The organism is Hymenobacter sp. YIM 151500-1 (assembly GCF_025979885.1).
Taxonomy (GTDB): domain Bacteria; phylum Bacteroidota; class Bacteroidia; order Cytophagales; family Hymenobacteraceae; genus Hymenobacter.
This window is the reverse complement of sequence record NZ_CP110139.1, coordinates 1,730,836-1,755,266: the sequence shown is the minus strand read 5'-3', so window position 1 is coordinate 1,755,266 and position 24,431 is coordinate 1,730,836. Positions and strand designations below refer to the sequence as shown.

General features: G+C 62.7%; 22 protein-coding genes. 12 read left to right on the top strand and 10 right to left on the bottom strand.

The window, feature by feature from the left end; genetic code table 11:
• Positions 1 to 85: 85 nt before the first annotated feature.
• Entirely contained in the window at positions 86 to 490 is a 405-nt protein-coding gene (locus tag OIS53_RS07270; protein ID WP_264681735.1) for a hypothetical protein, read from the bottom strand.
• 314 nt (positions 491 to 804) lie between these two features.
• On the opposite strand from OIS53_RS07270, the gene OIS53_RS07265 reads away from it, so the two are divergent.
• The 6 genes from OIS53_RS07265 (at position 805) to OIS53_RS07240 (ending at position 4,908) form a co-directional block, all read left to right on the top strand.
• Positions 805 to 1,071, top strand: a complete 267-nt coding sequence (locus OIS53_RS07265; protein ID WP_264681734.1) for a hypothetical protein — start codon at positions 805 to 807, stop codon at positions 1,069 to 1,071.
• A 197-nt stretch (positions 1,072 to 1,268) separates the two neighbouring features.
• Positions 1,269 to 1,790, top strand: coding sequence for a hypothetical protein (locus OIS53_RS07260; protein WP_264681733.1), 522 nt, complete (start codon positions 1,269 to 1,271; stop codon positions 1,788 to 1,790).
• A gap of 48 nt (positions 1,791 to 1,838) precedes the next feature.
• Positions 1,839 to 2,306, top strand: coding sequence for a DUF421 domain-containing protein (locus OIS53_RS07255; protein ID WP_264681732.1), 468 nt, complete (start codon positions 1,839 to 1,841; stop codon positions 2,304 to 2,306).
• A gap of 186 nt (positions 2,307 to 2,492) precedes the next feature.
• A complete protein-coding gene (locus tag OIS53_RS07250; RefSeq protein ID WP_264681731.1) occupies positions 2,493 to 2,732 on the top strand; it encodes an FAD binding domain-containing protein in 240 nt (79 codons plus the stop codon).
• A 175-nt stretch (positions 2,733 to 2,907) separates the two neighbouring features.
• Positions 2,908 to 4,095, top strand: coding sequence for an XdhC family protein (locus tag OIS53_RS07245; protein ID WP_264681730.1), 1,188 nt, complete (start codon positions 2,908 to 2,910; stop codon positions 4,093 to 4,095).
• A gap of 204 nt (positions 4,096 to 4,299) precedes the next feature.
• Positions 4,300 to 4,908, top strand: coding sequence for a nucleotidyltransferase family protein (locus OIS53_RS07240; RefSeq protein ID WP_264681729.1), 609 nt, complete (start codon positions 4,300 to 4,302; stop codon positions 4,906 to 4,908).
• 74 nt (positions 4,909 to 4,982) lie between these two features.
• On the opposite strand, the gene OIS53_RS07235 is transcribed toward OIS53_RS07240, so the two are convergent.
• The gene (locus tag OIS53_RS07235; protein WP_264681728.1) at positions 4,983 to 6,323 is read right to left on the bottom strand and encodes a cytochrome P450; all 1,341 of its coding nucleotides are present in this window, start codon (positions 6,321 to 6,323) and stop codon (positions 4,983 to 4,985) included.
• Between the two features lie 208 nt (positions 6,324 to 6,531).
• Between OIS53_RS07235 and OIS53_RS07230 the strand changes: the two genes are divergently transcribed.
• The 3 genes from OIS53_RS07230 to OIS53_RS07220 all read left to right on the top strand — a co-directional run bounded on the left by OIS53_RS07230 (position 6,532) and on the right by OIS53_RS07220 (position 9,746).
• Positions 6,532 to 7,959: an MFS transporter gene (locus OIS53_RS07230; protein WP_264681727.1), complete on the top strand. Its 1,428-nt coding sequence runs from the start codon at positions 6,532 to 6,534 to the stop codon at positions 7,957 to 7,959.
• A 229-nt stretch (positions 7,960 to 8,188) separates the two neighbouring features.
• Positions 8,189 to 8,707, top strand: a complete 519-nt coding sequence (locus OIS53_RS07225; RefSeq protein WP_264681726.1) for a DinB family protein — start codon at positions 8,189 to 8,191, stop codon at positions 8,705 to 8,707.
• Between the two features lie 193 nt (positions 8,708 to 8,900).
• Positions 8,901 to 9,746, top strand: coding sequence for a hypothetical protein (locus OIS53_RS07220; protein ID WP_264681725.1), 846 nt, complete (start codon positions 8,901 to 8,903; stop codon positions 9,744 to 9,746).
• Positions 9,747 to 9,962: 216 nt separating this feature from the next.
• On the opposite strand, the gene OIS53_RS07215 is transcribed toward OIS53_RS07220, so the two are convergent.
• Together OIS53_RS07215 and OIS53_RS07210 are read right to left on the bottom strand one after the other, a co-directional pair.
• A complete protein-coding gene (locus OIS53_RS07215; protein WP_264681724.1) occupies positions 9,963 to 11,621 on the bottom strand; it encodes an amidohydrolase in 1,659 nt (552 codons plus the stop codon).
• Positions 11,622 to 11,825: 204 nt separating this feature from the next.
• A complete protein-coding gene (locus tag OIS53_RS07210; RefSeq protein ID WP_264681723.1) occupies positions 11,826 to 12,599 on the bottom strand; it encodes an AMP nucleosidase in 774 nt (257 codons plus the stop codon).
• A gap of 254 nt (positions 12,600 to 12,853) precedes the next feature.
• Here OIS53_RS07210 and OIS53_RS07205 point away from each other — a divergent pair, with 254 nt between their 5' ends.
• A complete protein-coding gene (locus OIS53_RS07205; RefSeq protein ID WP_264681722.1) occupies positions 12,854 to 13,342 on the top strand; it encodes a type I restriction enzyme HsdR N-terminal domain-containing protein in 489 nt (162 codons plus the stop codon).
• Positions 13,343 to 13,417: 75 nt separating this feature from the next.
• Here the strand turns inward: OIS53_RS07205 and OIS53_RS07200 are convergent, their stop codons facing one another.
• From OIS53_RS07200 to OIS53_RS07185, 4 genes are all read right to left on the bottom strand, one after another.
• Positions 13,418 to 15,325, bottom strand: coding sequence for an LTA synthase family protein (locus tag OIS53_RS07200; protein WP_264681721.1), 1,908 nt, complete (start codon positions 15,323 to 15,325; stop codon positions 13,418 to 13,420).
• 88 nt (positions 15,326 to 15,413) lie between these two features.
• Entirely contained in the window at positions 15,414 to 16,004 is a 591-nt protein-coding gene (locus OIS53_RS07195; protein WP_264681720.1) for an SMI1/KNR4 family protein, read from the bottom strand.
• A 163-nt stretch (positions 16,005 to 16,167) separates the two neighbouring features.
• Positions 16,168 to 17,298, bottom strand: coding sequence for an alanine dehydrogenase (gene ald / locus OIS53_RS07190; RefSeq protein WP_264681719.1), 1,131 nt, complete (start codon positions 17,296 to 17,298; stop codon positions 16,168 to 16,170).
• 301 nt (positions 17,299 to 17,599) lie between these two features.
• Entirely contained in the window at positions 17,600 to 18,373 is a 774-nt protein-coding gene (locus OIS53_RS07185) for a DUF1573 domain-containing protein (protein ID WP_264681718.1), read from the bottom strand.
• A gap of 325 nt (positions 18,374 to 18,698) precedes the next feature.
• Between OIS53_RS07185 and OIS53_RS07180 the strand changes: the two genes are divergently transcribed.
• Complete coding sequence (locus OIS53_RS07180) at positions 18,699 to 21,119, top strand: alpha-ketoacid dehydrogenase subunit alpha/beta (protein ID WP_264681717.1); 2,421 nt, start codon at positions 18,699 to 18,701, stop codon at positions 21,117 to 21,119.
• A 107-nt stretch (positions 21,120 to 21,226) separates the two neighbouring features.
• Here OIS53_RS07180 and OIS53_RS07175 read toward each other — a convergent pair whose 3' ends face one another.
• Complete coding sequence (locus tag OIS53_RS07175; protein ID WP_264681716.1) at positions 21,227 to 21,793, bottom strand: hypothetical protein; 567 nt, start codon at positions 21,791 to 21,793, stop codon at positions 21,227 to 21,229.
• 124 nt (positions 21,794 to 21,917) lie between these two features.
• On the opposite strand from OIS53_RS07175, the gene OIS53_RS07170 reads away from it, so the two are divergent.
• Positions 21,918 to 22,919, top strand: coding sequence for a long-chain-fatty-acid--protein ligase (locus OIS53_RS07170; protein ID WP_264681715.1), 1,002 nt, complete (start codon positions 21,918 to 21,920; stop codon positions 22,917 to 22,919).
• A gap of 159 nt (positions 22,920 to 23,078) precedes the next feature.
• Here OIS53_RS07170 and OIS53_RS07165 read toward each other — a convergent pair whose 3' ends face one another.
• Complete coding sequence (locus OIS53_RS07165; protein WP_264681714.1) at positions 23,079 to 24,236, bottom strand: sigma-54-dependent transcriptional regulator; 1,158 nt, start codon at positions 24,234 to 24,236, stop codon at positions 23,079 to 23,081.
• Between the last annotated feature and the right edge of the window lie 195 nt (positions 24,237 to 24,431).

Here is a 24,431-nt window from a genome sequence, read left to right as displayed (position 1 = left end):
AGGTTAACTGGCCCGGTGGTGGAGCACTACCCGCCGCTAGGGTAGGAGGCCGAAGCAGATTTTTAGCTTTTTTCCAGCCACAACACTACACGTTTACGTAAGGGAAGCTCGTACCCGGCCTGAAGGGGCGGGTGCGCATGTTGCACCTACACCTTACTTCTATGAAACAGACCACGAAATCTGCTTTGGCGTTGCCCTTGCTCACGGTAGCTTGCTGCGCCGGTGCCCTGTTTAGCTCCTGCGCTACTTCCAGCACTTCTCCTTCGGGAACGGGCACTACATCGGGTAGCACCTCCGGCAGCACGTCGGGTAGCAGCACCTCGGGTGGTACCACCAGCGGCACCTCCACATCGGGCTCGACGACCACCGGCACTTCCACCTCGGGAAGCACCACTTCGGGTACTACTTCCGGCACTACCACCTCCGGCACCACTACGTCGGGCACTACCAGTGGCAGCACCACCTCCGGTAGCACCACGGGTTCTACCACCTCGCCCCGCTAGCCTCACCCACCTCGGGCCTTGCGCCCGAAGTTGCTACAGTAGCAAAAGCCTGGCTGCACACGAGTGCGGCCGGGCTTTGTAGTGTCTAATAGGGTATCGTGCGGAAAAGAGCGGGCCGAAATTGACTTAACAATTTCTTAACATAGGGTAGGGGAAGGGAAGCCTGCGGCCTGATTAGGCTGGTTTTAGCTGGTTAAGTGAAGCACTGGAAGGAAGAGCAGAATTGTATTCTACTCGCAAAATCCTGCCGTGGTAAAAATTTATCCGGTAAACTGCGGGCTCATCAACCAACCTACTCCCTATGAAGAAGTTCCTGTTTTCTGCTGTAGTGCTGTCTGTAGCACTGGTTTCGGGCACTGCGTATGCCCAGGGTACTCCCGCCCAAGGCACTCCGGCCAGCACCTCCACCACAACCACGACAACCACTCCGGCACAGGGCGACTCGACCAAAACGGCTGCCACGGATAGCGAGGTAAAGGTGAAGACCGAGGATGGCAAAATGAAAGCCGAAACCAAAGGCAAAAAAGCAAAGGTGAAAGTGAAGGCCGAAAAGCCGGCCAACCGCTAAGCCAGCCTCACCGGCCCCGCGCCGACGTGTGCTACTTCCAAAAAGCTTCTGCTCCGGCAGGAGCTTTTTTATTGCCCTTGGGTGCAGCTCACCGCCAGTTCTGGTTTTATGAAGTATGCTCCGTCGTGCGGGCATAACCTGCTGCTTTCCTGGCTCGTTAGTGCAAGCACTGCCATCCGCTCTGAAAACCTAACGCTATGCACAACAAGCCGAACCGCTACGCCGGGCTGGAAATCGACGCGGAAGACGAGTTTCAGCGGCGTTCCTACCGGGTGCAGCGGGTGGCGTGGGTAGTGCTGGCGTTGGTGGTGGTGGCCGGGTTGCTGGGCTTGTTTGGGTCGGGGCCGCTGAGCCACGCCCAAGCTACCCACCCCGGCGGCCGGCTCCGGGTGGAGTACGAGCGGTTTGGCCGCCTCGACGCCCCCTTGCTCACCAAGGTATTTGTGGCGCCCGGCACCGCCGATGCCGACGGGCGCGTGCGGCTGTGGGTAAGCAAAGACTACCTGAACCGCGTGGCCGGTGACGGCCTGTCGCCCATTCCCGAAGCCACGCTCACTGCCGCCGACCACGTGGTGTTCGTGTTCCGGCTCACCGACGCCCGCCAGCCCGTTGACGTCACCTTCTACCTCAGCACCGAGAAAACCGGCTTCCTGCGCGGAAAAATCGGCTTGGTGGGCCGGCCCGATACGCTCAGCATCCGGCAGTTTATCTATCCCTGATGGTCGGGTCGGTGCGGGCTGGCATTCTCACTCATTCTCTGAAAAGCTATGGAATCGGTTCTGCGGGCGGTGATTGTATACGGGGTACTGCTGCTGATTTTCCGGCTGGTAGGACGACGGGCCATTGCGCAAAGCTCGGTCTTCGACCTGGTGCTGCTGCTCATTATTGCCAATGTCTCGGAAAATGCCTTGCTCGGCGAAGACAACTCCATGACCAACGCCCTGCTGCAAATCGTTACGCTGTCGATGCTGTTTCTGGGCTTGTCGCTGCTCAAGCAACGCTCGCCGCAGCTCCAGCGCCTACTGGAAGGGTTGCCGGTGGTTATTGTGCATCACGGCCGACCCGTTCCCGACTTGCTGCACCAGCTCCAAGTCGACGAGGCCGACATTCTGAACGCCGCCCGCCAGTCGCACGGCCTGGAGCGCATGGCCCAAATCAAGTACGCCATCCTCGAAATCAACGGCGTCATTTCCATCGTGCCTGCTTCTCCCGCCGACGCGCCTCCGCCTGCGTGAGCAAGGCCGTCCGCAATAGTATGGTGTGCATGAGGCCTAGGAAGGCTCTGTACTATGGGGCTCAGGCAGAACAGTATGGTGCTTTTTTCAGTCAAACCTCAGTCGGCCGCCGTGCTCAAGGCCGGGGGCGTGGACTCGCTGGAGTGGATGAAAGAGCACCTGTTGCCGCCCGCTTAAGTAGTGAACGTGCTCAAGTTGCCCAAGCTCGACGCCATCCGCGGTGGCGGGAAAGACAGCACCCACCTCGACGTACTTGCCCTGGTCACGCTGGCCGCCATCGAGCGGAACGCCGAGCTGCGCACCGCCCTTTGGGCCCTCACCGAGGCTACGGCCCACGCCGCTACCCCGCAGGTACTCAATGCGGCCCCGCTCGGCGGCAATATCAGGCAGCGGCTCCACTGCTGGTACTTCCGCAACGAAGCCTAGCCCTGCCGCAACGAGGGCGGCCCCGTGTGCTACGCCAACCTGCTTAGCGGGGCACATTTACTTCGCGCTGCCGGATTCCGGGTAGCCCGCTGCTGCGTTTTCCGCGAAAACTTCAGCGCCATCTGCGCAAACCGTCGTTGTGCAGTTCCGTACAGGGTTGCTACAGATTATCCCCATGACTGAACTCCAACGCCTGTTGCGTGCTTACGACGAGCACCGCGCCGCCGGCCGGGCCTGCGCCCTGGCCTCGGTGGTGGATGTGCAGGGCTCGGCCTACCGCCGCCCCGGCGCCCGGATGCTCCTCACGGCCGACGGCCAGCTGACTGGGGCCATCAGCGGGGGCTGCCTCGAAGGCGACGCCCGCCAGCGGGCCCGCCGCACCATCGAGCAGGGCCGCCCCGCCGTCGTCACCTACGACTCCACCGACCCCGACGACGACCTCCAGTTCGGGGCCGCGCTGGGCTGCCAGGGCGTGGTGCAGATTCTGCTCGAACCCCTCGACTTCCGGGACCCCGCCAACCCCGTGGAGCTGCTGCGCCGCTGGGCCGAGGGCGTGGAAGCTCCGGCCGTAGTGGCTACCGTGTTTAGTCTGGGCGCCGCCGAAGCCCGGCTAGGCCAGCGCCTGCTGCTCACCGCCGATGGCGCCGCCCACGGCACGCTGCCGGAGCACTCCGCGCTGTACGCCGCCGTGCTGGCCGATGCCCGCGCCGCCCTGACCGCCGGCCAGCCGGCCACCCGCCACTACCCGGCCGCTACTGGGGCTGTGCGCGTCAGCCTGGAAATTCTGCGGCCCCCAGTGCGCCTCACCGTGTACGGAGCCGGCAACGACGTGCAGCCTCTGGTGCGCCTAGCGGCTGGCCTGGGCTGGCGCGTGACCGTGCTCGACGGCCGCCCCGCCCAGGCCCAGCCCGCCCGCTTCCCGGAGGCCGACGCCGTGCGGGTGCTGCCCCTGGCCCAGGTGGCGGAGGAGCCCCACCAGCCCGGCAGCTTCGCCCTGCTCATGACCCACAACTACCACTACGACCGGGCTGTGCTGCGCCACCTGCTGCCGGCCACCTCGGCCCGCTATATCGGGCTGTTAGGCCCGCGCAAGAAGTACGAGCGTCTGCTCGCCGACCTGCAACAGGAAGTGCCCGACGCTGCCGAGCAGCTGCGGGCCCGCCTGCACAGCCCTATCGGCCTGAACCTGGGCGCCGAGACGCCCGAGGAAATTGCCCTGTCCATTGTGGCCGAAATTCAGGCCGTACTCACCGGCCGCCCCGCCGGCTTTCTTCGCGACTCACCGCATCCCATCCACCCGCCTTTGCAGGCCAACGGGCCGCTGGTAGCCGAAGGGCGGGTAGATGCCGTATGCGGGTTATAACGCTAGCGCTTAAGCAGTACCTGTCCACATTCACTGCGCCTGGTGTGAGAAAACGCGCCCCTTGGCCTTCCTGCGAGGCGCGTCTCCTCGGCCGCATCGGCAGGATGTGCTAGGTCGTTCAACGTGGAGACGCGACCCGCAGGAGGGCCAAGGGGCGCGTTTCTGCAACTATTCCCGCAACTGCTGTAACACTGGCTTTTACTTATGCCCTCTGCCGTTATCCTGCTTGCCGCGGGTTCCTCGTCGCGCCTGGGGCGGCCCAAGCAGCTGCTCCCGTACCGAGGCCAAACCCTGCTGCGCCGCGCCGCCGAAACCGCCGTGGAAGCAGCTGCCGGCGCGCCCGTGGTAGTGGTAACCGGAGCCGTGCACGAGGAGCTGCTGCCGGAACTGACGGGCCTACTGGTGGCGCCGGTGCGGTGCGCGGGGTGGGAGCGGGGCATGGGGGCTTCGCTGAAAATGGGCTTGGCCATGCTCGATAGTTTGTGCACCAACTGGACCACTGTTACGGTGATGCTCTGCGACCAGCCCCTCGTAACGCCGACCCTGCTGCGGGAGCTGGACGCCACGGCCGCCCGCACCGGCCGGCCGATTATAGCGTCGGAGTATGAGGGCGTGCGGGGCGTGCCGGTCCTATTCAGCGAGGAGGCCGTGATGCTGCTCCGCGCCCTGCCCGACGCGGCCGGCGCCGCCCAGCTGCTGCGCCAACACCCCGAGCTGGTAGCCACCGTACCCTTCGCGGGCGGTGCCGTGGACGTGGATACGGAGGTTGCGTATGCGGCTCTGCTGCGCCAAGCTAACCAGTCGCAGAAATAACTGTGCGCGTGGTGTGCGGTGCCACAATTCTGGAGCGATTTGCAGCACCACACCAATAAATTTACTTGGCTAGCTCAGCTATGCAATACTTCCAGCTGCACCGGCAGGCCGTCTTTGGGGTGCTGGATGGGGATGTTGGCGAAGTCGGCGCGGTAGCCGGCGGGCAGGCGCCAGCGGTAGCGGCGCAGCAGGTGGTGCATGACCAGCTTCACCTGCATGTCGGCGAAGGCGAAGCCCAGGCAGTGGTGCTGGCCGGCCCCGAACGGCGCGTAGCCGAACGGGCACTTGCGGTGCTCCTGGCGCCCGGCCGCGAAGCGTAGCGGGTCGAACTGGTCCGGCGCGGTCCAGTAGGCGGGGTTCTGGTGGTTGTGGTAGAGCAGCACGCTCAGGTGGGTGTTGGCCGGAATGGTGAAGCCGTTGTAGGTCAGCTCCTGGGTGGTCTGGCGCGGAATCAGAATCAGGGGCGGGTGCAGGCGCAGGGTTTCTTCGAGCACGTAGCCCAGCTGCTCTAGCTGGCCCAAGTGGGCCTGCTCTACGGGGCCGGTGGCGGGGTGCGCGGCCTGGCTTTCGGCGCGTAGGCGCTCCTGCCAGTCGGGGTGGGTGCCCAACTCGTAGAACAGGCTGGTGAGGGTGCTGGCCGTGGTGTCGTGGGCGGCCATCAGGAAGAAGATGAGGTGGTCCACGATTTCGGCGTCGGTGAGGCGCTGGCCGTCGGCGCCCTCGGCCTGGCAGAGGTGGCTGAGCATGTCGGCGGCCGGGGCCTGGCGGCGCTCCTGAAGCACGCGCCCGAAGTACTCCTGGAGCAGCCCGCGGCCCTGCATGCCGCGGCGGTACTGGGTAAACGGCAGGTTGAAGGGCACCGGCGCGGTAGCGGCGGCTACCAGGTCGGCCATGGCCTGGTTAAGGCGGGCCAGGTCCTGGGAGAAGTCGAGGTCGAAAAACACCTTGCCGGCCAGTTCCAGGGTCAGGTGCTTCACGGCCGGAAACACCCGCAGCGTGGGCTGCCGGCCCCATTCGGCCAGGCGCCGCTCGATGATGGGCGCCATCACGCCGAGGTACTGGCGCATGGGCTCTTTCTTAAAGGCCGCTTGCAAGATGCCGCGGTGGCTTTTGTGCTCCTCGCCGTCGCGCAGCATCAGCCCGCCGTGAAACAGCTCGCCAATAGGGAAGCGCCAGCCCTCCTGGCTGGAGCAGTGCCGGGCCTGCTCCACGAGCACAAACTTATTGGCCTCGGCGCCGAGCAGGTACACGGCCGTGCGCCCAAACAGCCGGGCCTTGAATACGTCGCCGTAGCGCCGCTGCTTGTCGTTGAATAGTTCGACGGGCCGGGTCAGAAACCCCACCGTGTCGCCGAGCACGGGCAGGCCCAGGGAGCCGGGGATGTGCCGAAGGGCGGAGGCAGAAGAGGAGGGCATACGTAGAGAAGGATACGGGGGAGGGCAACTTGTAGCCCCGCCCCGCCGCGCACTGGCGGCTGTCAAAAGTAGCCGTTCCGCAGGCGCCGCCCAAACGGCGTGCGGCCCTCGCGCCGTAACAAATCCGTAATGACTGGTTGATCCAGCCCGGCAACGGCATCCGGCGAATCCCGTTATCTTCCTGCTGTCACACCTCAACTAGCGCGTTATGACAACTGCCGCGGCCCCCGTGCCCGATACTTCTTTCGACAACATTCCCAAAGACGACAAGCGCATCACCCAGGGCTGGACCTTCTACGACTGGGCCAACTCGGTGTACCCGCTGGTTATCACGTCCAGCATTTTCCCCATCTACTGGGGCGCCATGGTGAAGCAGGCCACAAACACCGACAGCGGCAAGAGTCCGGTGGACTTCCTGGGCTTCCAGGTGCCCGGCTCGTCCCTGCTCACCTACGCCATTTCGGCCGCCTTCCTGCTGATTGCCCTCATTAGCCCCTTTCTCACGGCCCTGGCCGACTTTTCGGGGCGCAAAAAGCTGTTCATGCAGATTTTCTGCTACCTGGGCGCGGCCTCCTGCGCCGCTTTGTTCTTCTTCACCCCCGACACGCTCACCATCAGCACGTTCGTGTTCATTGCGGCCACCATTGGCTTTTCGGGCTCCATCGTGTTCTACAACTCCTACCTACCGCTGATTTCGTCGGAGGAGAAGTTCGACGCGCTGTCGGCGCGGGGCTTTTCCATGGGCTACATCGGCTCGGTGGTGCTGCTGGTACTTTGCCTGGGGCTGATTATGGGCCACGAAACTTTGGGGTTGGAAGAAGGCTTTGCCACACGGCTAGCCTTTCTGCTCACCGGTATCTGGTGGGTAGGCTTCGCCCAGATTCCCTTCCGCGCCTTGCCCGCCGACCCCGGCCGTCCCGCTGGCGCCGTTTCCGACTCGGGCTGGCTGCTCAACGGCTTCCGGGAGCTGGGTAAGGTATGGGACCAGCTCCAGTATCTGCCCAACCTGAAGAAGTTTCTGCTGGCTTACTTCACCTACAACATGGGCGTGCAAACAGTAATGTACGTCGCCACTATCTTCGGCGACGAGGAGCTGAAGCTGCCCAGCTCGGCCCTGATTCTGACCATCTTGCTGTTGCAGCTGGTGGGCATTGTGGGCGCTTATCTGTTTGCCAAGCTCTCGGAGCGCATCGGTAACACCCGGGCCCTGAGCTGGTCGGTGTTTATCTGGATGCTGATTTGCGTGGCCGGCTACTACGTGCAGGCCGGCTGGAGCTTCTACGCCCTGGCCTCGGTTATCGGCCTCACTATGGGAGCCATCCAAAGCCTGTCGCGCAGTACTTATTCTAAAATCATTCCCGAAAACACGCCCAACACGGCCGCTTTCTTCAGCTTTTTTGATGTGACTGAAAAGCTCAGCATCGTGATTGGGACGGCCGTGTTCGGCATCATTGCCCAGATTACCGGCAACATGCGTAACAGCATCCTGTCGCTCATCGTGTTTTTCGTGTTGGGCCTGCTGTTTCTTTTCCGCCTGCGCGGCAAAAAGCTGCGCGAAGCACCGGCCCCCGCCGGCGCCACGCTGGCCCCGCCGCCCGCCACCCCCAACGTGGGCATACCTGCCTCGGGCCGGTAGTGGCATGTCATCCAAGCCGGTTGTCAAACCGAAGAGTAGCGAAGAAGATAAAGTAAGTCGTTAGCCCGTCATGCTCCGTTTGGCGTCCGCGCAGCCGAAGCGTCTCGCGCGCTGGCTAACTCAATCGTGAGGACGAAGCGGGAGAGATGCTTCGGCTGCGCGGACGCCAGATGGAGCATGACCATTCTTTTCCACTCACCACCTCACCACTCACTCCTCACCACCCAACATGCACACGTCCTCCCTCCAACAAAACATCCTCGCCGAACTCGACCATGAGCTGGCCCACACCCGCAAAGTGCTGGAGCGGGTGCCCGAGGATAAGTTCGACTACGTGCCCCACCCTAAATCCATGCCCCTCATCAAGCTGGCAGCGCACATCGTGAACCTGCTGGGCATGAAGACCATGATGGTGCAGGCCGATTACCGCGACTTTCTCGACCCCAACGCCCCCAAGCCGCCGCCCACGCCCACTACTTCCGCCGAGCTACTGGCCCGCTTCGACCAATACAGCGCCAACCTGCGCCGGGTTCTGCACGCCTCCGGCGACGAGCAGTTGACCCGCTCGTTTCAGCTGCGCCGCGGCGAGCAGGTGCTCATGGACCGCCCCAAAGGTGCCGCCCTGCGCATTATGGGCCTCAACCACAGCATCCACCACCGCGGCCAGCTCACGGTGTACCTGCGCCTGCTCGACATCCCCGTGCCCGGCATCTACGGCCCCTCCGCCGACGAGCAGGGCAGCTTCTGAGCCGCGCCGCGACTCGTGCTAGTGTGGCGCTAGCCGTTGCATAGTACAAAATCCCTGCTGCCAGCTGGCAGCAGGGATTTTGACGTTTGGGCGGATGGCTAAATTGATATTTCTGCTACCTTAGGAACGGAGGCCCAGCAAAAGCTGTACTCTCCGGTTCTTTTTTGGTACTACTATGTGGCTACGTGCGTCTGTGCAAAGTACTAAAGTGAAGCTGTGGTGGCTGTGGGTGCTGGTGGTAGCCGCCCTGCCAGCCGTGGGGCAGACGCCCAGCCGAAACGGGCGCGTGCTTTACTACAGCCCCATCGAATGCCACGACCCGTTTCTAAACTCCGGTTTTCTGGAGCACGTGCGCCGCGAAACCCGTAAAGACACGCTGCTGGTGCAGTTTGCCACCGATAACTGCCCGCTCATCTTCACTCTTTTCGCCGCCCCCGACGGCACCATCGAGGACGTGCTGCTGGAGACGCGCGTGGACGCCAGCGTGGACGACCGGCTGCGCGACATTCTGCTGCACGCCCCGCCCCTGGCCGAGCAGCGCTACCACCAGCGGGAGGTGCCGGCCATCTACCCGCTCAGCCTCGACTGGCGCAAAGTCCTGAACTGGCCCGCCGGGGTGCTGCCCGAAGGCAACGAGCTGCAACTGCCGCGCACCCTGGTGGTGCCCTCGTTTCCGGGTGGGGAGCGGCGCCTGCGGCTGGTCCTGAAGCCTCTGCACACGCGCCTGCGCCGCGCTTTGGCTACGGGGCAGCCCCTGCTGCTGGATCTGGCATTCAGCAGCAAAGGCAGCCTGAAGGAAATCCGCCCCCTGAACCTGCCCGATGCCCCGCTGGCCGCCGAAACCACCAAGCGGCTCTGGGCTGCCTACCGGCAAAGCCGGACCAAGCCCACTCCCCTGCGCAGCGGCCGCCGCACCTACGCCAGCCGGGTGCTGCTGCCCCTGACGCTTCCCGAAGAGCCCAACATCACCCCACCCGCCAAACGCCCGAGCCGCTACACCCGCAGCAAAGGCCGCCTCGCCCAGCGTGTGAAGAGGTGACAGGTGACAGGTGACAGGTGACAGGTGACAGGTGGCAGGTGACAGGTGACAGGTAACACGTCTGTCATGCTGAGCGAAGGCGTAGCCGCAGTCGAAGCATCTCTCCCGTTTCGTCTGCACATGAGGAGAGGTACCCTCGGTAGAGATGCTTCGACAAGCTCAGCATGACGTTCTTCCTGTTACCTGTTACCTGTTACTCGTCACCCCATCACCCCATCACTTCAATTTAAACACCTGCTCGCCGGCTATCCAGGTTTGCTGTACCTGGGCGGCGCGCAGCTTTTCCTTGGGGGCTTCCAGCAAATCGGTGTTCAGCACCACGAAGTCGGCGGCGAGGCCGGGGCGGATGCTGCCTTTCTGCCGGTCCTCGAAGGCGGCGTGGGCGGCCCAGGTGGTCATGCCGCGCAGGGCGTCGGGGCGGCTCAGGGCGTTTTCCATCTGGAAGCCGCCGGCCGGGTAGTTCTTAGCGTCCTGCCGGGCCACGGCGGCATGGAAGCCGAACAGCGGGTTGATGTCTTCCACCGGGAAGTCGGAGCCCAGGGCTACCTGGCCGTATTGCTTGCGCAGGTCGTTGAAGGCGTAGGCGGTTTTGAGGCGCTCCGGGCCCAGCCGCTCCCCGGCCCAGTACATATCAGAGGTGGCGTGGGTGGGCTGCACCGAAGGCACGATGCCGAACTGCCCGAACTTGGCCACGTCGGGCCCGCTCACCACCTGGGCGTGCTCGATGCGCCAGCGCCGGTCCTTCTGCCCGCGCAGCACTTCGCCGTAGATGTCGAGCAAAAGCCGGTTCGAGGAGTCGCCGATGGCGTGGGTGTTCATCTGGAACCGGCTGGCCGCCAGCTCTTTCGCCAAGGCCCGAAACTCTGCCACCGAGGAAAGCAGAAAACCGGTTTCCTGGGGCCGGTCGGAGTAGGGGTGGAGCAGGCAGGCCCCGCGGGAGCCCAGGGCCCCATCGGCGTACACCTTGAATGAGCACACTGTAAGCCGGTCCTTGAACACGGGGCCGCGCCGTAGGTAGAAATCCTTGTTCTCTTTCGTAGGCGCCAGCATGGCGTAGAGGCGCACTTTGAGCTTGCCCTGCTGCTGTAAGGCATCGAGGCGGTCCACGTTGGCTTTTTCCAGGCCCGCATCGGCCATGCTGGTGAGGCCCACGGCCACGCAGCGGCGCTGGGCTTCCAGCAGCGCCGCTTCGGCCTCCGCGGCCGTCGGCTCCGGAATCTTGCCCGACACCAGGTCCACGGCATTGTCCACGAGCAGGCCGGTAAGGCGGCCCCGCGCGTCGCGCCCAATCACGCCCCCGCTGATGGGAGTGCGCGCCGTGACGCCGGCCAGGTCCAGGGCTTTCTGGTTGACCAGCGCCGCGTGCCCATCCACCCGCACGATGAATACGGGCGTGTTCGGGAACAGGGCGTCCAGGGTGTCTTTGCTCGGAAACTGCTTGACGGGCCAGTCGTTCTGGTCCCAGCCGCGGCCAGTGAGCCAGACGGCCTGCGGGTACTGCTGCCGCTGCCGTTGCAGCTGCTGCACTACCTGGGCCCAGGAGGCGGTGCCCACCAGGTCGGCGTCGCGCAGGCCCAGGGCGTAGCGGTAGAAGTGGCAGTGCGCATCGTAGAAGCCAGGGTAGATGAACTGGCCTTGGGCGTCGATTTCCTGTTTCGCCTGAAACTTGCCGCGCAGCTCCGCCGCCGAGCCTACCGCCACAAATTTGCCATCCTTCACGGCAAACGCCTGGACCTTGCTGAACGCCGAATCTACGGTGTATACCGTGGCATTGTACACGAGCAGGTCGGCGGACTGGCGGTTGGTGCTTTGGCAGGCTGCAAGGCTGCTAAGCACAGGCAGCAAGGGGAGGAGCGGGCGGAGACGGGGGAGCATAGAATCGCAGATTGTGCAGATTAAATGGATTTCGCTGATTGGCGGCGAAGGACGAGCAACAAGAAAGAGGTGGTTTGCTAGCTGCGGCCGGTAAAGCTAAAAAGGCACGCTGAAAAGCGTGCCTTTCACTGGAAACGGGAAGCGGGTGCGCTATGCCGCTACGCAGAAATCTGTGCAATCAGACTAATCTGCACAATCTGTGATTTACTCGAACCGCATGTGCTTTACCGACTCGCCGGAGTTTTTCAGCTCCAGCAGCGAGTCGATGCCGATTTGCAGATGGGACCGTACAAACTCGGTAGTCACTTTCTTGTCGCTCTCCGAGGTTTTCACGCCCTCGGGCGTCATGGGGTTGTCGGAAACCAGCAGCAGGGCGCCGTGGGGAATTTCGTTGACGAAGCCGACCACGAAAATGGTGGCCGTCTCCATGTCCACGGCCATGGCCCGGATCTGGCGCAGGTACTCCTTGAAGTTTTCGTCGTGCTCCCACACGCGGCGGTTGGTGGTGTACACCGTGCCGGTCCAGTAGTCTTTCTCGTGCTTCTTGATCATGCTGCTTACCGCGCGCTGCAACCGGAACGAGGGCAGGGCCGGAATTTCGGCCGGCAGGTAGTCGTCGGAAGTACCCTCGCCGCGGATGGCGGCAATGGGCAGGATCAGGTCGCCGAGCTTGGTTTTGTTTTTAAGGCCCCCGCACTTGCCCAGAAACAGGGCCGCTTTGGGCTTGATGGCCGCCAGCAGGTCCATAACCGTGGCCGCCATGGGGGAGCCCATGCCGAAGTTGATGATGGTGATGCCGTTGGCCGTGGCCGTTTGCATGGGCTTGTCGTAGCCGTGCACCTCCACATCAAACTGCTCGGCAAACATGTGCACGTAGTTGATGAAGTTGGTCAGCAGAATGTACTGGCCAAACTCTTTCAGCGGCACGCCCGTGTAGCGCGGCAGCCAGTTTTCGACAATGTCAGATTTGGTTTTCATTTTTTAGGGACTTGGGGACTTGGTTAGGAACTTAGGGGCTTGGGGTCTTAGGGTCTTAGTTTGCGTTCTGATGTCTCTTTGCACCAGCGTCGTTCTAAAAATCGACTATGAATCGCCAGAACAACTCTAAGTCCCTAAACCCCCAAGACCCTAAGTTCCTATACAAAAAAACCGCCGGCCCCGGTGTGGTTCGGGTTCGACGGTACGGAAGTGAAAAGCGGAAACGAAGTCCGGGGGCCGTACCTTTGGAGGTGATGCAAGCCTTGAACCTGCCGCCTTTCGCCCACAAACTTACGCAATCGGGCGAAACTATATTCATCTGGGACGTGCTGCGCCGCAAGCAGGTGGTGTGCACGCCCGAAGAATGGGTGCGCCAGCACGTGGTGCATTACCTCATCGACCACCTGGGCTTCCCCAAAGGCTTGCTCAGCCTGGAGCGCAGCCACGTCTACAACCAGCGCCGCAAGCGCACCGACCTGCACGCCCTCGACCCCGACGGCCGCCCCCTGCTGCTGGTGGAGTGCAAGGCAGCCTCCGTGCCTCTCACGCCCGCCGTAGCCATGCAGATTGCCACCTACAACCAGACGGTAGGCGCCCCGCTGCTGCTGGCCACCAACGGCGTGCAGCACTGCTGCTGGCGCGTGCACTCCCTGGAGCGCACCACCCAGGCCCTCACGTTCATCCCCACCTACGCCGAGGCGCTGGAATTGCTGGCGGTGGTTTCCAGGAGCCTAAAGCTGTAAGCTACAAGCTGCAAGCTCTAATTCTCATTATCAGAACATCAGCTTGCAGCTTGTAGCTTACAGCTTGAGGCTTTTTCACCGGTACAGCGAGTTATCCGCCAACCCGTTGATGTAAAACTGCACGCAGGCTTTCAGCTCGTCGCCGTACTGGCGGAGCTTTTGCGGGTCGGGGTTCTGGAGGGGAGTGGCGGGCAGCTGGTGGCGCTGGTAAGGGTAGAGGCGCACCCGATTGTCGGCGGTGAGTTCGGTCACGTAGTCGCGGTGAACGAGGAAGTAGCTGCCGCCGCTCAGAAACAGGGCCCGGCCGGTGGTGCCGCCGTCGAAAGCCGAGTAGCCGAAGGGCAGCAGCTGGCCCTGGGCGGGCACGTTCAGGTAGTCGAGCACGGTGGCGGGCACGTCGGCGTGCTGGGTGATGCGCTCCACGTTGGCCGCAGGCAGCGGGTGGCCGGGGTGGAAGAGCAGGAGCGGGGTTTTGTAGGCGCCCAGCGTGTTCTGGTACTCGGGCCGCAGGGTTTGGGAGGTGTGGTCGGCCAGCAGGATAAACAAGGTGTTGCGGTACCAAGGTTGCTGAGAGGCAGTCTTGAAAAACTGGCGCAGGGCAAAATCGGTGTAGCCGATGGAGGCGTGAATGGGCAGCTGGCCCGGCGCAAACCGCCCCTGGTACTGCGGCGGCACCGGAAACGGCTCGTGCGAGGTGAGGGTAAACACCGTGGAGAAAAACGGCTGCCGCTGCTGGCCCAGCTGCCGGGCAAAGTACTGCAAGTACGGCTCATCGAAAACGCCCCAGTTGCCGTCGTAGTCGGGGCTTTGGGCGCCGCCGGGGTACTCCTGCAACCCGTAGTACTGCTGAATGCCCACTTTGCCGGCAAACGTGTTGAAGCCCATGGTGCCGTTCTGGGCCCCGTGAAACACGGAGGTGGCGTAGCCCGCTCGGCCCAGCAGCTCACCCAGGCCATGCAGCTCGTTGGTTTGGAAGTTGGAGGTGATAAAGGAGTTTTCCAGCAAAGCCGGCAGCCCCGCCAGCACGGCCGGCAGGGCCTCAATGGAGCGGCGCCCGTTGGCGTAGTGGTGCCGAAACAGCAGCCCCCGCGTGGCCAGCGAGTCGAAAAACGGCGTGTAGCTCGTTCCGCCCCCGTTTTCGATGCCATTGTACTCCGATGAGAAGCTTTCTACCAGCAGAATCACCACGTTGTCGGGGCGGCGGGCGGAGCCGGGGCGGGGCCGGGGCGGGCGGGCGGCCAGGGCCCGGCGCAGAGTCTGGGGCGAAGCGAAATAGGCGCGGCGCTCCGGGGGCTCGTAGCCCAGGCTTCTGAGGAAAGTATAGGTGCTGTTCAGCGTCACGTGCCCTAGCACGGGCGGCGTCTGCATGAAGGCGTGGCCCGTGCGCAGGGGCTTGAGCTGCAAGCCACCCCGAATGCCTAAGGCCGCCAGGGCAGCCAGCAGGGCAAACTCAGCGCCGGCCCAGGCCGCCCGCCGGCCCCGCCCGGCCGGGTTCTGGTAATACGCCGCATCGGCGGCCGTGGGCATGGGGTAGAAGTACCACACCAGCCCAAACAGCACCCCGAACGGCACCAGCAGAAACCAGTAGTGCCACACCAGCTGCCCGGCCTGCCGCTGAATGTCGCCGGTGATGGTGAACAGCTCGTTGCTGGTGCGCCGCCCGATAAACTTGAAATACTGGGTGTCAATCAGGTTCAGAGCAATGCCCGTGGCGTTCAGCGTCAGGTACACGCCCCGCACCAGCCCCTGCCACCCGCGCCCGAACTTCGGCACCCACGACAGCAGCAGAAACGGCACGTTCAGCAGCAGCAGGGCCGCAATATCGAAGCGCAAGCCGTACCAGAACGCCAGCACTACCTGCCCGGCCGTAGCCTCCCGAAACACGCCATAGTTGGCCAGGTAGAAGCCCAGCCGCAGCAGCACATACACGCCCAGCACCAGCAGAAACCGGTGCAGCAACAAGCGCAGAAGCGGAGAAATCATTTAGTAAAGCTATAGACTACTAGCTGTAAGCCGCAAGCTGATGTCTCAACGTCAGCTTGCAGCCTGTAGCTTACGGCTTGCAGCTTTTTTACCCCAGCTTGATGCGCTGGCCGCTGGGTAGGTCTTTGATTTGGCGGTAGAAAGCGGCCAGCCAGGCCAGGCGCTCCGCCACCAACTGAGGCTGCGCCTGCGGCTGCTGCCCGGCTACGGCCACGCACACGGGCGGATAGAGGTGCAGCAGCTGCCCCGGCGCCAGCCCGCCGCCCCGCTGCTGAAATGCCCGCAGCGGCTCCATACCCAGGGCATCCAGCGGGAACTTCTCGGCCCCGAACAGGAAGTGCTTGAAGTCCACTTCCAGGTCGGCCAGCTCACCGGTTTCAGTGTCCAGGAACAGCACCGCGTCGCCGCGCAGCAGAAACTGGTTGCCCACGCAGTCCTGGGCAAACGGTACGTCGGTTTCCAGCACGGCATCGTAGGTGCGCCAGAAAGCGGCTGCGCCCTGCCAAGCCTGGGCCAACGAGTGCCAGCCCGGCTCCTGCACGCAGCCCCGCAGGTGCAGCCCGCCGAAGTAGGCTACCACCCCATTCTGCTCCCGCAAAAACGCCTGCAAGTAGGAGGGAAGCCGCGCAAAGCTCACCAAGTCCGTCAGCTCCCCGCCGGTATAGATGATGCCTTTCATGTGAGAATGAATAAGTAGGAATTAATAATGAGTAATTGACACCTGCTGATTCGTTTCGCTTAATCAGGACAGTCAGAATGTGGATAGTAAAGAAAATTGAGCGTTCCGGCAGCATCACGCCGCCAGAACGCCCAATTCTTACTTACTAATTCTCAATTACTAATTAAACAACAGCCGCCTCTTCCATCACCGATTCTACGGCCTCCAGGCGCAGGTTCCAGGCGTCAGCTACACCTTTGTAAACTACTTTGCCACCTACCACGTTCAGGCCGAGGCGCAGGGCCTCGTCGCGGCGGCAGGCTTCCTGCCAGCCCAGGTTGGCCAGCTTCACGGCGTAGGGCAGCGTGGCGTTGGTCAGGGCCAGGGTGGAGGTGTAGGGTACGGCACCGGGCATGTTGGCCACGCAGTAGTGCACGATGTCGTCGATGATGAAGGTGGGGTTTTCGTGGGTGGTAGGTTTGCAGGTTTCGATGCAGCCACCCTGGTCCACGGCCACGTCCACGAGCACGGTGCCGGGCTTCATGGTCTTCAGCATCTCGCGGGTGATAAGGTGGGGAGCCTTGGCGCCCGGAATCAGCACGGCGCCCACGATGAGGTCGGCGGTTTTGATGGCCTCGCGGATGTTGTACTCGTTTGAGTACTGGGTCACTACGTTCTTGGGCATGATGTCATCCAGCTCCCGCAGGCGGGTCAGGCTGATGTCCATGATGGTGACGCGGGCGCCCAGGCCAGCGGCAATTTTCGCCGCCTGCGTACCTACAATGCCACCGCCCAGCACCAGCACTTCGGCGGGCTTCACGCCGGGCACGCCACCCAGCAGAATGCCGCGGCCTTTCAGGGGCTTTTCCAGGTACTTGGCACCTTCCTGCGGAGCCATACGACCGGCCACCTCGCTCATCGGAATAAGCAGGGGCAGGGCGCGGGAAGGCAGTTCCACCGTCTCGTAGGCCAGGCACACGGCCTTGCGCTCAATCATGGCGTGGGTCAGCTCCTCGCTGCTGGCAAAGTGGAAGTAGGTGAACAGCAGCTGGTTTTCCTTGATGAGCGGGTATTCCTCGGCAATCGGCTCCTTCACCTTCACAATCATCTCGGCCTGGCCGTACACGTCGGCAATGGTGGGCAGGATGGTAGCGCCTGCCTGCTGATACTCGGCGTCCTCGAAGCCGCTACCCGTGCCGGCCGAAGCCTGCACGTACACCTGGTGGCCGTGCTTGCGGAACTCAGCAACGCCAGCGGGCGTCAGGCCCACGCGGTTTTCGTTGTTTTTAATCTCTTTCGGAACGCCGATAATCATGGCTGAATGCGGGTGGTGAAGATGGGTGGTGTGAAAAAGTGAGACAAAGATAAGCTACGCTTCCGTCATTGCGAGGACGCAGGACGAAGCAATCCGTCCTTCTCAGGGGAAAAAACTCTGACCTGCTCAAAAGCCTTATCCTTCTTGCCCTTAGTTTCTCTTTTTTTAGGGAAAGGGCAGTCAGATGACAAACACAAAGCCCCTGACGTCATGCAGACGCCAGGGGCTTTTGAGTAGGTCAGAGTTTAGAGCTTGGAGAAGGACGGATTGCTTCGTCCTGCGTCCTCGCAATGACGGTGGTTTACTTAAACGGCACCGAGGCGCCGCTTTCTTTCACCATGCTGGCGGCATTCAGGTCCTTCACAATGTTTGCCTTCAGGGTGAGCTTGGCGTCGCCGGTGAGGTCGTTGCTGCTGATGGTAACGGGCTCCTGGAGCTGGCCCAGCTTCCGGTCGGCGTACACCAGCTCCAGCACGGCGCTCTGGCCCGGCTGAATAGGTGCCGGAGCCTGCTTGTAGCCCACGCAGTAGCACGACGAGGTAATAGTGCCCAGCACCAGGGGCTGCTTGCCGGTATTCTTCACCGTAAACCGTGCCGTGGCCGACTGCCCCATTTCCAGCTTACCGAAGTCGTGGGTGGTGCGGTCCAGCGTCAGGCGGGGCGACTGGGCCAGCTGCTGGGGCGTGAGCTTGCTCTTCATCTCCTCCTTGGTCAGCACGTTGCCTTTGATGGTGAGCACCGTGCTGGGCGTGGCGGCGTTGCTGGTCACGGTAATGGTTTTGTTGAAGATGCCCGGCCGGCCGGCACTGCTGTACACGGCCTTCACGATGCCGATTTTGCCCGGCAGTACCGGCGTCTTGGTCCAGTCGGGGGTGGTGCAGCCGCAGCTGGCCTGCACGTTGGCAATGACGACGGGCTGGTTGCCGGTGTTCTTGAACTTGAACTCGTACGTAGCCATGGTGCCCTCGGGCACGCTGCCGAACTCGTGCAGCTCTTTCTCGAAGGTCAGCACGCCTTGAGCGTGGGCGGCGCCCGCCACCAGCAGGGCCAGCAGGAAGGAAAGTAGATGTTTCATAGTTGGTAGGGTGTTAAGGGCTTAGGGTCTTGGGGACGTAGTTTTCTCTTTGTCATTCTGCGTGCAGCGAAACCATACCTACAGCAGAACAGCTCAGCGTCTTCCGCGCAAGCTTCTGCGTCCTCTGCGGGCTAAAGTCAGCTCAACAACAGTCGTTCAAGCGTGGTAAGGTCCTTGGCACTACACTAGGAAACCACTCCCAAAGATAACCACAAAACCGCCCCTGTCCGCATCGGCCCGAAATCCGTACTTTTGGGGGCCTGCTTTTCCGGGAGGCAGCCCCCACCCGTAGTTTCCCGGCTTCAACCCCACCCGCTGCCTCGCTATGCCCACCGCCGACACTGCCGACGTACTGGCGTCTGCCGCCACCCTCAGCAAACAAGACCTGCTGCACGATTACCGCCTGGGCTGGGAAAGCCGGCAGGCCTCGTTGGCAGGCCGCAAAGAAGTATTCATGGGCAAGGCCAAGTTCGGCATCTTCGGCGACGGCAAAGAGCTGCCCCAGCTGGCCATGGCCCGCGCTTTCCGCCCCGGCGACTTCCGCGCCGGCTACTACCGCGACCAGACCTTCATGCTGGCCATCGGCGAGCTGACTTTGCAGCAGTATTTCGCCCAGCTCTACGCCCACCCCGACGCAGAGGCCGAGCCCGCCACCGCCGGCCGGGCCATGAACGGCCACTTCGCCACCCGCTTGCTCGACGAAGATGGCCGCTTTAAGAACCTGACGGAAAGCAAAAATTCTTCGGCCGACATTTCGCCCACCGGCGGGCAGATGCCCCGCCTCGTGGGCCTAGCCTACGCCTCCAAGCTCTACCGCCACAACCCCGAGCTGCACCAGTTTTCGCAGTTCAGCGTCAACGGCAACGAGGTGGCGTTTGGCACCATCGGCAACGCCAGCACCTCCGAGGGCATGTTTTTCGAGGCCCTGAACGCGGCCGGCGTGCTCCAGATTCCGATGCTGGTGAGCGTGTGGGACGACCACTACGGCATTTCGGTGCCCGCCGAGTACCAGACCACCAAGCAGAATATCAGCGAGATACTGAAGGGCTTCCAGCGTGAGGGCGAAGGGGAGCAGGGCTTCGAGATTTTCCGGGTGAAAGGCTGGGACTACCCGGCCCTGATTGACACCTACCAGCGCGCGGCCGAGGTGTGCCGCACCCAGCACGTGCCCGTGCTCATTCACGTGCAGGAAGTAACCCAGCCGCAAGGCCACAGCACCTCCGGCTCCCACGAGCGGTACAAGAGTAAGGACCGCCTGAGCTGGGAAGAAGCCCACGACTGCCTGCTGAAAATGCGCCAATGGCTGCTCCAGGAAGGCCACGCCACCGAAGACGAGCTAAACCACATCGAAGCCGAGGCCAAGGAAACCGTAAAAGTGGCCCGCGCCGCCGCCTGGAACGCCTTCTCCAACCCCATCAAGCAGGAGCGCGACGAAGTAGTGCAGCTGCTCAACCGGCTGGTGGCCGAAACCGGCACCGAAAACAAGCTGCACGAGCTGGTAGAGCCCCTGGAGCACAACCCCGCGCCCATTCGCGCCGACCTGGTGCGCACCGTGCGCCGCGCTCTGCGCCAGGTGCGCACTCAGCGCAGCGCAGCCCGCCGCGACCTGCAACACTGGCTCGAACAAGCCCTGGCCGACAACGCCGACCGCTACAACTCTTTTCTGTTTAGCCAGAGCGAAGAAGCGGCCCTGAACATCGAAGAAGTAAAAGCTGAATTCGCCCCCAACGCGCCCCAGGTGGACGCCCGCGAGGTACTGCAAGCCTGCTTCGACGCCAACTTTCAGCGCGACCCGCGCATTTTCGCCATCGGCGAGGACGTGGGCCGCATCGGCGACGTAAACCAGGCGTTTGCGGGCTTGCAGGAGAAGTTTGGCGAGCTGCGCGTCACCGACACCGGCATCCGGGAATGCACCATCGTGGGGCAGGGCATTGGGGCGGCCATGCGCGGCTTGCGGCCCATCACCGAAATCCAGTACCTCGACTACCTGCTCTACGCCATCCAGATTCTTTCTGATGACGTGGCCTGCCTGCAATACCGCACCAAGGGCGGGCAGAAGGCCCCGCTCATCGTGCGCACCCGCGGGCACCGCCTGGAGGGCATCTGGCACTCCGGCTCCCCGATTCAAATGATTCTGGGCGCCATCCGGGGCATGCACCTGTGCGTGCCGCGCGACATGACCCAAGCTGCCGGTTTCTACAACACTCTGCTGCGCTCTGACGACCCGGCCATTGTAATTGAGTGCCTGAATGGTTACCGCCTCAAAGAGCGGATTCCGCGGAACGTGGGCGAGTTTACGGTGTCCCTGGGCGTGCCCGAAACTCTGCGCCCCGGCCAGGACGTAACCATCGTCACGTACGGCTCCATGTGCCGCATCGTGCTGGATGCTGCCAAGCAGCTGGCCGAAGTCGGCATTTCGGCTGAGGTGATTGACGTGCAAACGTTGCTCCCCTTCGACATCCACCACGTCATCACCGACTCCATCCGGCGTACCAGCCGCGTGCTGTTCGCCGACGAGGACGTGCCCGGCGGGGCCACGGCCTACATGCTCCAGCAGGTGCTCGACGAGCAGGGTGCCTACCGCTTCCTCGACTCCCAGCCGCGCTGCCTCTCAGCCCAGGCCCACCGCCCGCCCTACGGCTCCGACGGAGACTACTTCTCCAAGCCCAATCCCGAAGACGTGTTCGACGCCGTGTACGAGCTGATGCAGGAAGCCGACCCCAAGCGCTTTCCGGCTATTTACTAACGGCTAAAACTGTCATTCCGAGTAGAGCGAGGAATCTGAATTACTCTCTTGTGAGTAACTCAGATTCCTCGCTCTGCTCGGAATGACAGTTCTGGCAGTTTTAAGATCTACTTAATGGTCACAGGCTCCGACGTAACTGTGTTGCTTTCGTTGAGGTTGCGGTCGGCAATGGTGATTTCGAAGCGGTAGGTGGAGCCCGATGGTAGGAAGCCGCGGGCAAACCGAATGGCCTTGTAAGATAAATCACCGCGCAGGGGCTGCTTTCGTCCATCGGGGTTGAGCAAGGGGTAGCGGCCGTCGTAGTTGTTGCTGGGGTTGGCGGGGTCAGCAATGAAGGGCTCCCACTCGCCGCGGCCATTGCGGCGGAAAATCTGCACAAAGTAGTTGTTGTAGAAGCGGTTTGGCGTCACGCCATCGGCCTGAAATCGGCTGTAGGGTGGGTTGGTTTCGTCGCTGGTCAGGCCCAGGTCGCCGTCACCGTCCTTGAAGTCAACGATGATGTTAAAACTGTCAAAATCCACTTGCCGGTCTTGGTCAAACTCGACGGTGTACTCCACTCGGTTCATGCTAATCTCGGGCGTGTCGGAGTAGTCGGGGGCGTTGAGGCAGGAGGTGGCGCCCAGGGCCAGCAAGGCCCCCAGCACCGGCAAGCGTAGCGTACGAAGTTGCATCATGACAAGTAGCATAAAAAGCAGGAGGGCGACCCTCGACCCAGGTTTCGGCTTGGCGGGGAAGATACAGCTTCTCAACGAAGTGGCCTCCCCATTGTTTCTTTCTCGCTAACCTATCCGCTTCCGAATGAGTTTCCGCGCCGACTTTCTAGCGCAGCTGCCCCGCCTTACAGCAGCCACCGCCGAGGCGGCGGCTTTGGCGCTGTTCCGCTACCAGGCCGCCCACTGCCCGCCCTACCGCGACTACCTCACGGCCCTGGGCCGCGACCTGCGCGGCGTGGCGCGGGTGGAAGACATTCCCTTTCTGCCCATCGAGCTGTTCAAAACCCATGACGTGCGCACCAACCCCGCGGAATGGGAGCCGCAGGAAACGTTCTTGAGCAGCGGCACCACCCGCCAGCAGCGCAGCCACCACTTCATCCGCGACCCACAGCTCTACCGCCAGCACGCGGCCCGCATCTTCGAGCATTACTACGGGCCGCTGCGGCAATGGACGGTGCTGGCCCTGCTACCATCGTACCTGGAGCAGGGCAATTCGTCGCTAGTAGCCATGGTGGAGCACTTCGCCCGCGAGTCGGGGCAGCGGCAGGAGGCGTTTTTCCTGCACGACCACGCCGCCCTGCTCCGTGCCCTGGCCGAGGCCCGGCAGGGCCCTGCGCGCCGGGTGCTGCTGCTGGGGGTGAGCTACGCCCTGCTGGACTTTGCCGCCGCCCACGCCGGCCGCCCCGAACTGCAAGGTCTCACGGTGCTGGAAACCGGCGGCATGAAAGGCCGCCGCCGCGAGATGATTCGGGAGGAGCTGCACGCCGAGCTGCAACAGGCCTTCGGCCCCGCCGGCATCCACTCCGAGTACGGCATGACCGAGCTGCTGAGCCAGGCCTACAGCTTCGGCGACGGCCGCTTCCACGCCCCGCCTCAGCTGCGCGTGCTCCTGCGCGACCCTTCCGACCCGTTCTCCGTGTCCAGCACCCGCCCCAGCGGCGCCATCAACGTCATCGACCTGGCCAACGTAGATTCCTGCGCTTTCCTCGAAACCAAAGACCTGGCCCGTATGCACCCGGATGGCACGTTTGAAGTCTTGGGCCGGCTGGATAACTCGGACGTGCGCGGGTGTAATCAGATGGTGTGACCTCACCCCCATCCCTCTCCGAAAAAGGAGAGGGGGCTCTAGTTCTTGCTTTTTAGCAACTAGCTCTAAAACTAGAGCCCCCTCTCCTTTTTCGGAGAGGGGGTTGGGGGTGAGGCAACTAGAGCCCCTCTCTTTTGGAAAGGAGTGGGGATGAGGTCCTTATTTCCCCGCAAACGCCCTAGCATCCGCTTCCGAGATGGTGTCGTCGCTGAGGATGACCAAGCGCTCCACCACGTTGCGCAGCTCGCGGATGTTGCCGCGCCAGTCCAGGCCCTGGAGGTAGGTAAGGGCAGCGGGCTCGATTTTTTTGGGCTTGGAGCCGTAATCGGCGGCAATGTCCTTGAGAAACTTCTCCACCAGCTCCGGAATGTCCTCGCGCCGGTCGTTGAGGGCGGGCACTTGGATGAGGATGACGGAGAGGCGGTGGTAGAGGTCTTCGCGGAAGTTACGGTCGGCAATTTCCTGGAGCAGGTTTTTGTTGGTGGCGGCCAGCACGCGCACGTTCACGCTAATTTCTTTCTCGCCGCCTACGCGGGTAATCTTGTTTTCCTGGAGGGCGCGCAGCACTTTGGCCTGGGCCGAGAGGCTCATGTCGCCGATTTCGTCCAGGAACAAGGTGCCGCCGTCGGCCTGCTCAAACTTGCCGATGCGCTGCTTCACGGCCGACGTGAACGAGCCTTTCTCGTGCCCGAACAGCTCACTCTCAATCAGCTCCGACGGAATGGCGGCGCAGTTGACCTCAATCATGGGGCCGCTGCTGCGTGTGCTCAACTCGTGCAGCTGGCGGGCTACCATCTCCTTGCCGGCACCGTTGGGGCCGGTGATGAGCACGCGGGCGTCGGTGGGAGCTACCTTCTCAATGGCCTTGCGCACGGCGCCCAAAGCGGCCGAGTTACCCACCATCTCGGAGCTTTTGGCAATCTTCTTCTTGAGCGTCTTGGTCTCGGTGACGAGCTTGGTGCGGTCCAGGGCGTTGCGCACGGTCACGAGCAGGCGGTTCAGGTCGGGCGGCTTTTGCAGGAAGTCGTAGGCGCCCTTCTTGGTGGCGTCCACGGCCATTTCCACGTTGCCGTGCGCCGACACCATAATAAAGGCCACATCGGGGGCGATGATGCGGGCCCGCTCCAGCACCTCAATGCCGTCCATTTTCGGCATTTTGATGTCGCAGAGCACCACGTCGTACTTGTCCTTGATGAGCATGTCGAGGCCGGTGGGGCCGTCCTCGGCCTGGTCGACCTGATAGTTTTCGTACTCGAGAATCTCCTTCAGCGTGTGCCGAATGGCTTTTTCGTCGTCGATAATAAGAATGCGGGGCATAGGCAAGTGAGTTGGAAGCCGAAAGTAACGAAATGTAGCCCGAACCCCGCTTACCGTCCGGCTGTCCAAAACCAACTGGCGTAAAGCAACCGGACAGAAAAGAAGCTCGAAAACGAGTGTGGCTGGGCTGCTGGGACTTCCGGTTGCTTTACACCAGTTGTAGAAAAGCTCCTGGGACGTCCGGCTGTCCAAAAC

Coding starts and splice junctions, on each gene's coding strand:
- OIS53_RS07180 (WP_264681717.1), top strand. CDS start 18,699: ATGCCCACCGCCGACACTGCCGACGTACTGGCGTCTGCCGCCACCCTC.
- OIS53_RS07235 (WP_264681728.1), bottom strand. CDS start 6,323: ATGCCCTCCTCTTCTGCCTCCGCCCTTCGGCACATCCCCGGCTCCCTG.
- OIS53_RS07165 (WP_264681714.1), bottom strand. CDS start 24,236: ATGCCCCGCATTCTTATTATCGACGACGAAAAAGCCATTCGGCACACG.
- OIS53_RS07205 (WP_264681722.1), top strand. CDS start 12,854: ATGCAAGCCTTGAACCTGCCGCCTTTCGCCCACAAACTTACGCAATCG.
- ald (WP_264681719.1), bottom strand. CDS start 17,298: ATGATTATCGGCGTTCCGAAAGAGATTAAAAACAACGAAAACCGCGTG.
- OIS53_RS07195 (WP_264681720.1), bottom strand. CDS start 16,004: ATGAAAGGCATCATCTATACCGGCGGGGAGCTGACGGACTTGGTGAGC.
- OIS53_RS07170 (WP_264681715.1), top strand. CDS start 21,918: ATGAGTTTCCGCGCCGACTTTCTAGCGCAGCTGCCCCGCCTTACAGCA.
- OIS53_RS07225 (WP_264681726.1), top strand. CDS start 8,189: ATGCACACGTCCTCCCTCCAACAAAACATCCTCGCCGAACTCGACCAT.
- OIS53_RS07255 (WP_264681732.1), top strand. CDS start 1,839: ATGGAATCGGTTCTGCGGGCGGTGATTGTATACGGGGTACTGCTGCTG.
- OIS53_RS07260 (WP_264681733.1), top strand. CDS start 1,269: ATGCACAACAAGCCGAACCGCTACGCCGGGCTGGAAATCGACGCGGAA.
- OIS53_RS07230 (WP_264681727.1), top strand. CDS start 6,532: ATGACAACTGCCGCGGCCCCCGTGCCCGATACTTCTTTCGACAACATT.
- OIS53_RS07245 (WP_264681730.1), top strand. CDS start 2,908: ATGACTGAACTCCAACGCCTGTTGCGTGCTTACGACGAGCACCGCGCC.
- OIS53_RS07265 (WP_264681734.1), top strand. CDS start 805: ATGAAGAAGTTCCTGTTTTCTGCTGTAGTGCTGTCTGTAGCACTGGTT.
- OIS53_RS07185 (WP_264681718.1), bottom strand. CDS start 18,373: ATGAAACATCTACTTTCCTTCCTGCTGGCCCTGCTGGTGGCGGGCGCC.
- OIS53_RS07175 (WP_264681716.1), bottom strand. CDS start 21,793: ATGATGCAACTTCGTACGCTACGCTTGCCGGTGCTGGGGGCCTTGCTG.
- OIS53_RS07210 (WP_264681723.1), bottom strand. CDS start 12,599: ATGAAAACCAAATCTGACATTGTCGAAAACTGGCTGCCGCGCTACACG.
- OIS53_RS07200 (WP_264681721.1), bottom strand. CDS start 15,325: ATGATTTCTCCGCTTCTGCGCTTGTTGCTGCACCGGTTTCTGCTGGTG.
- OIS53_RS07215 (WP_264681724.1), bottom strand. CDS start 11,621: ATGCTCCCCCGTCTCCGCCCGCTCCTCCCCTTGCTGCCTGTGCTTAGC.
- OIS53_RS07240 (WP_264681729.1), top strand. CDS start 4,300: ATGCCCTCTGCCGTTATCCTGCTTGCCGCGGGTTCCTCGTCGCGCCTG.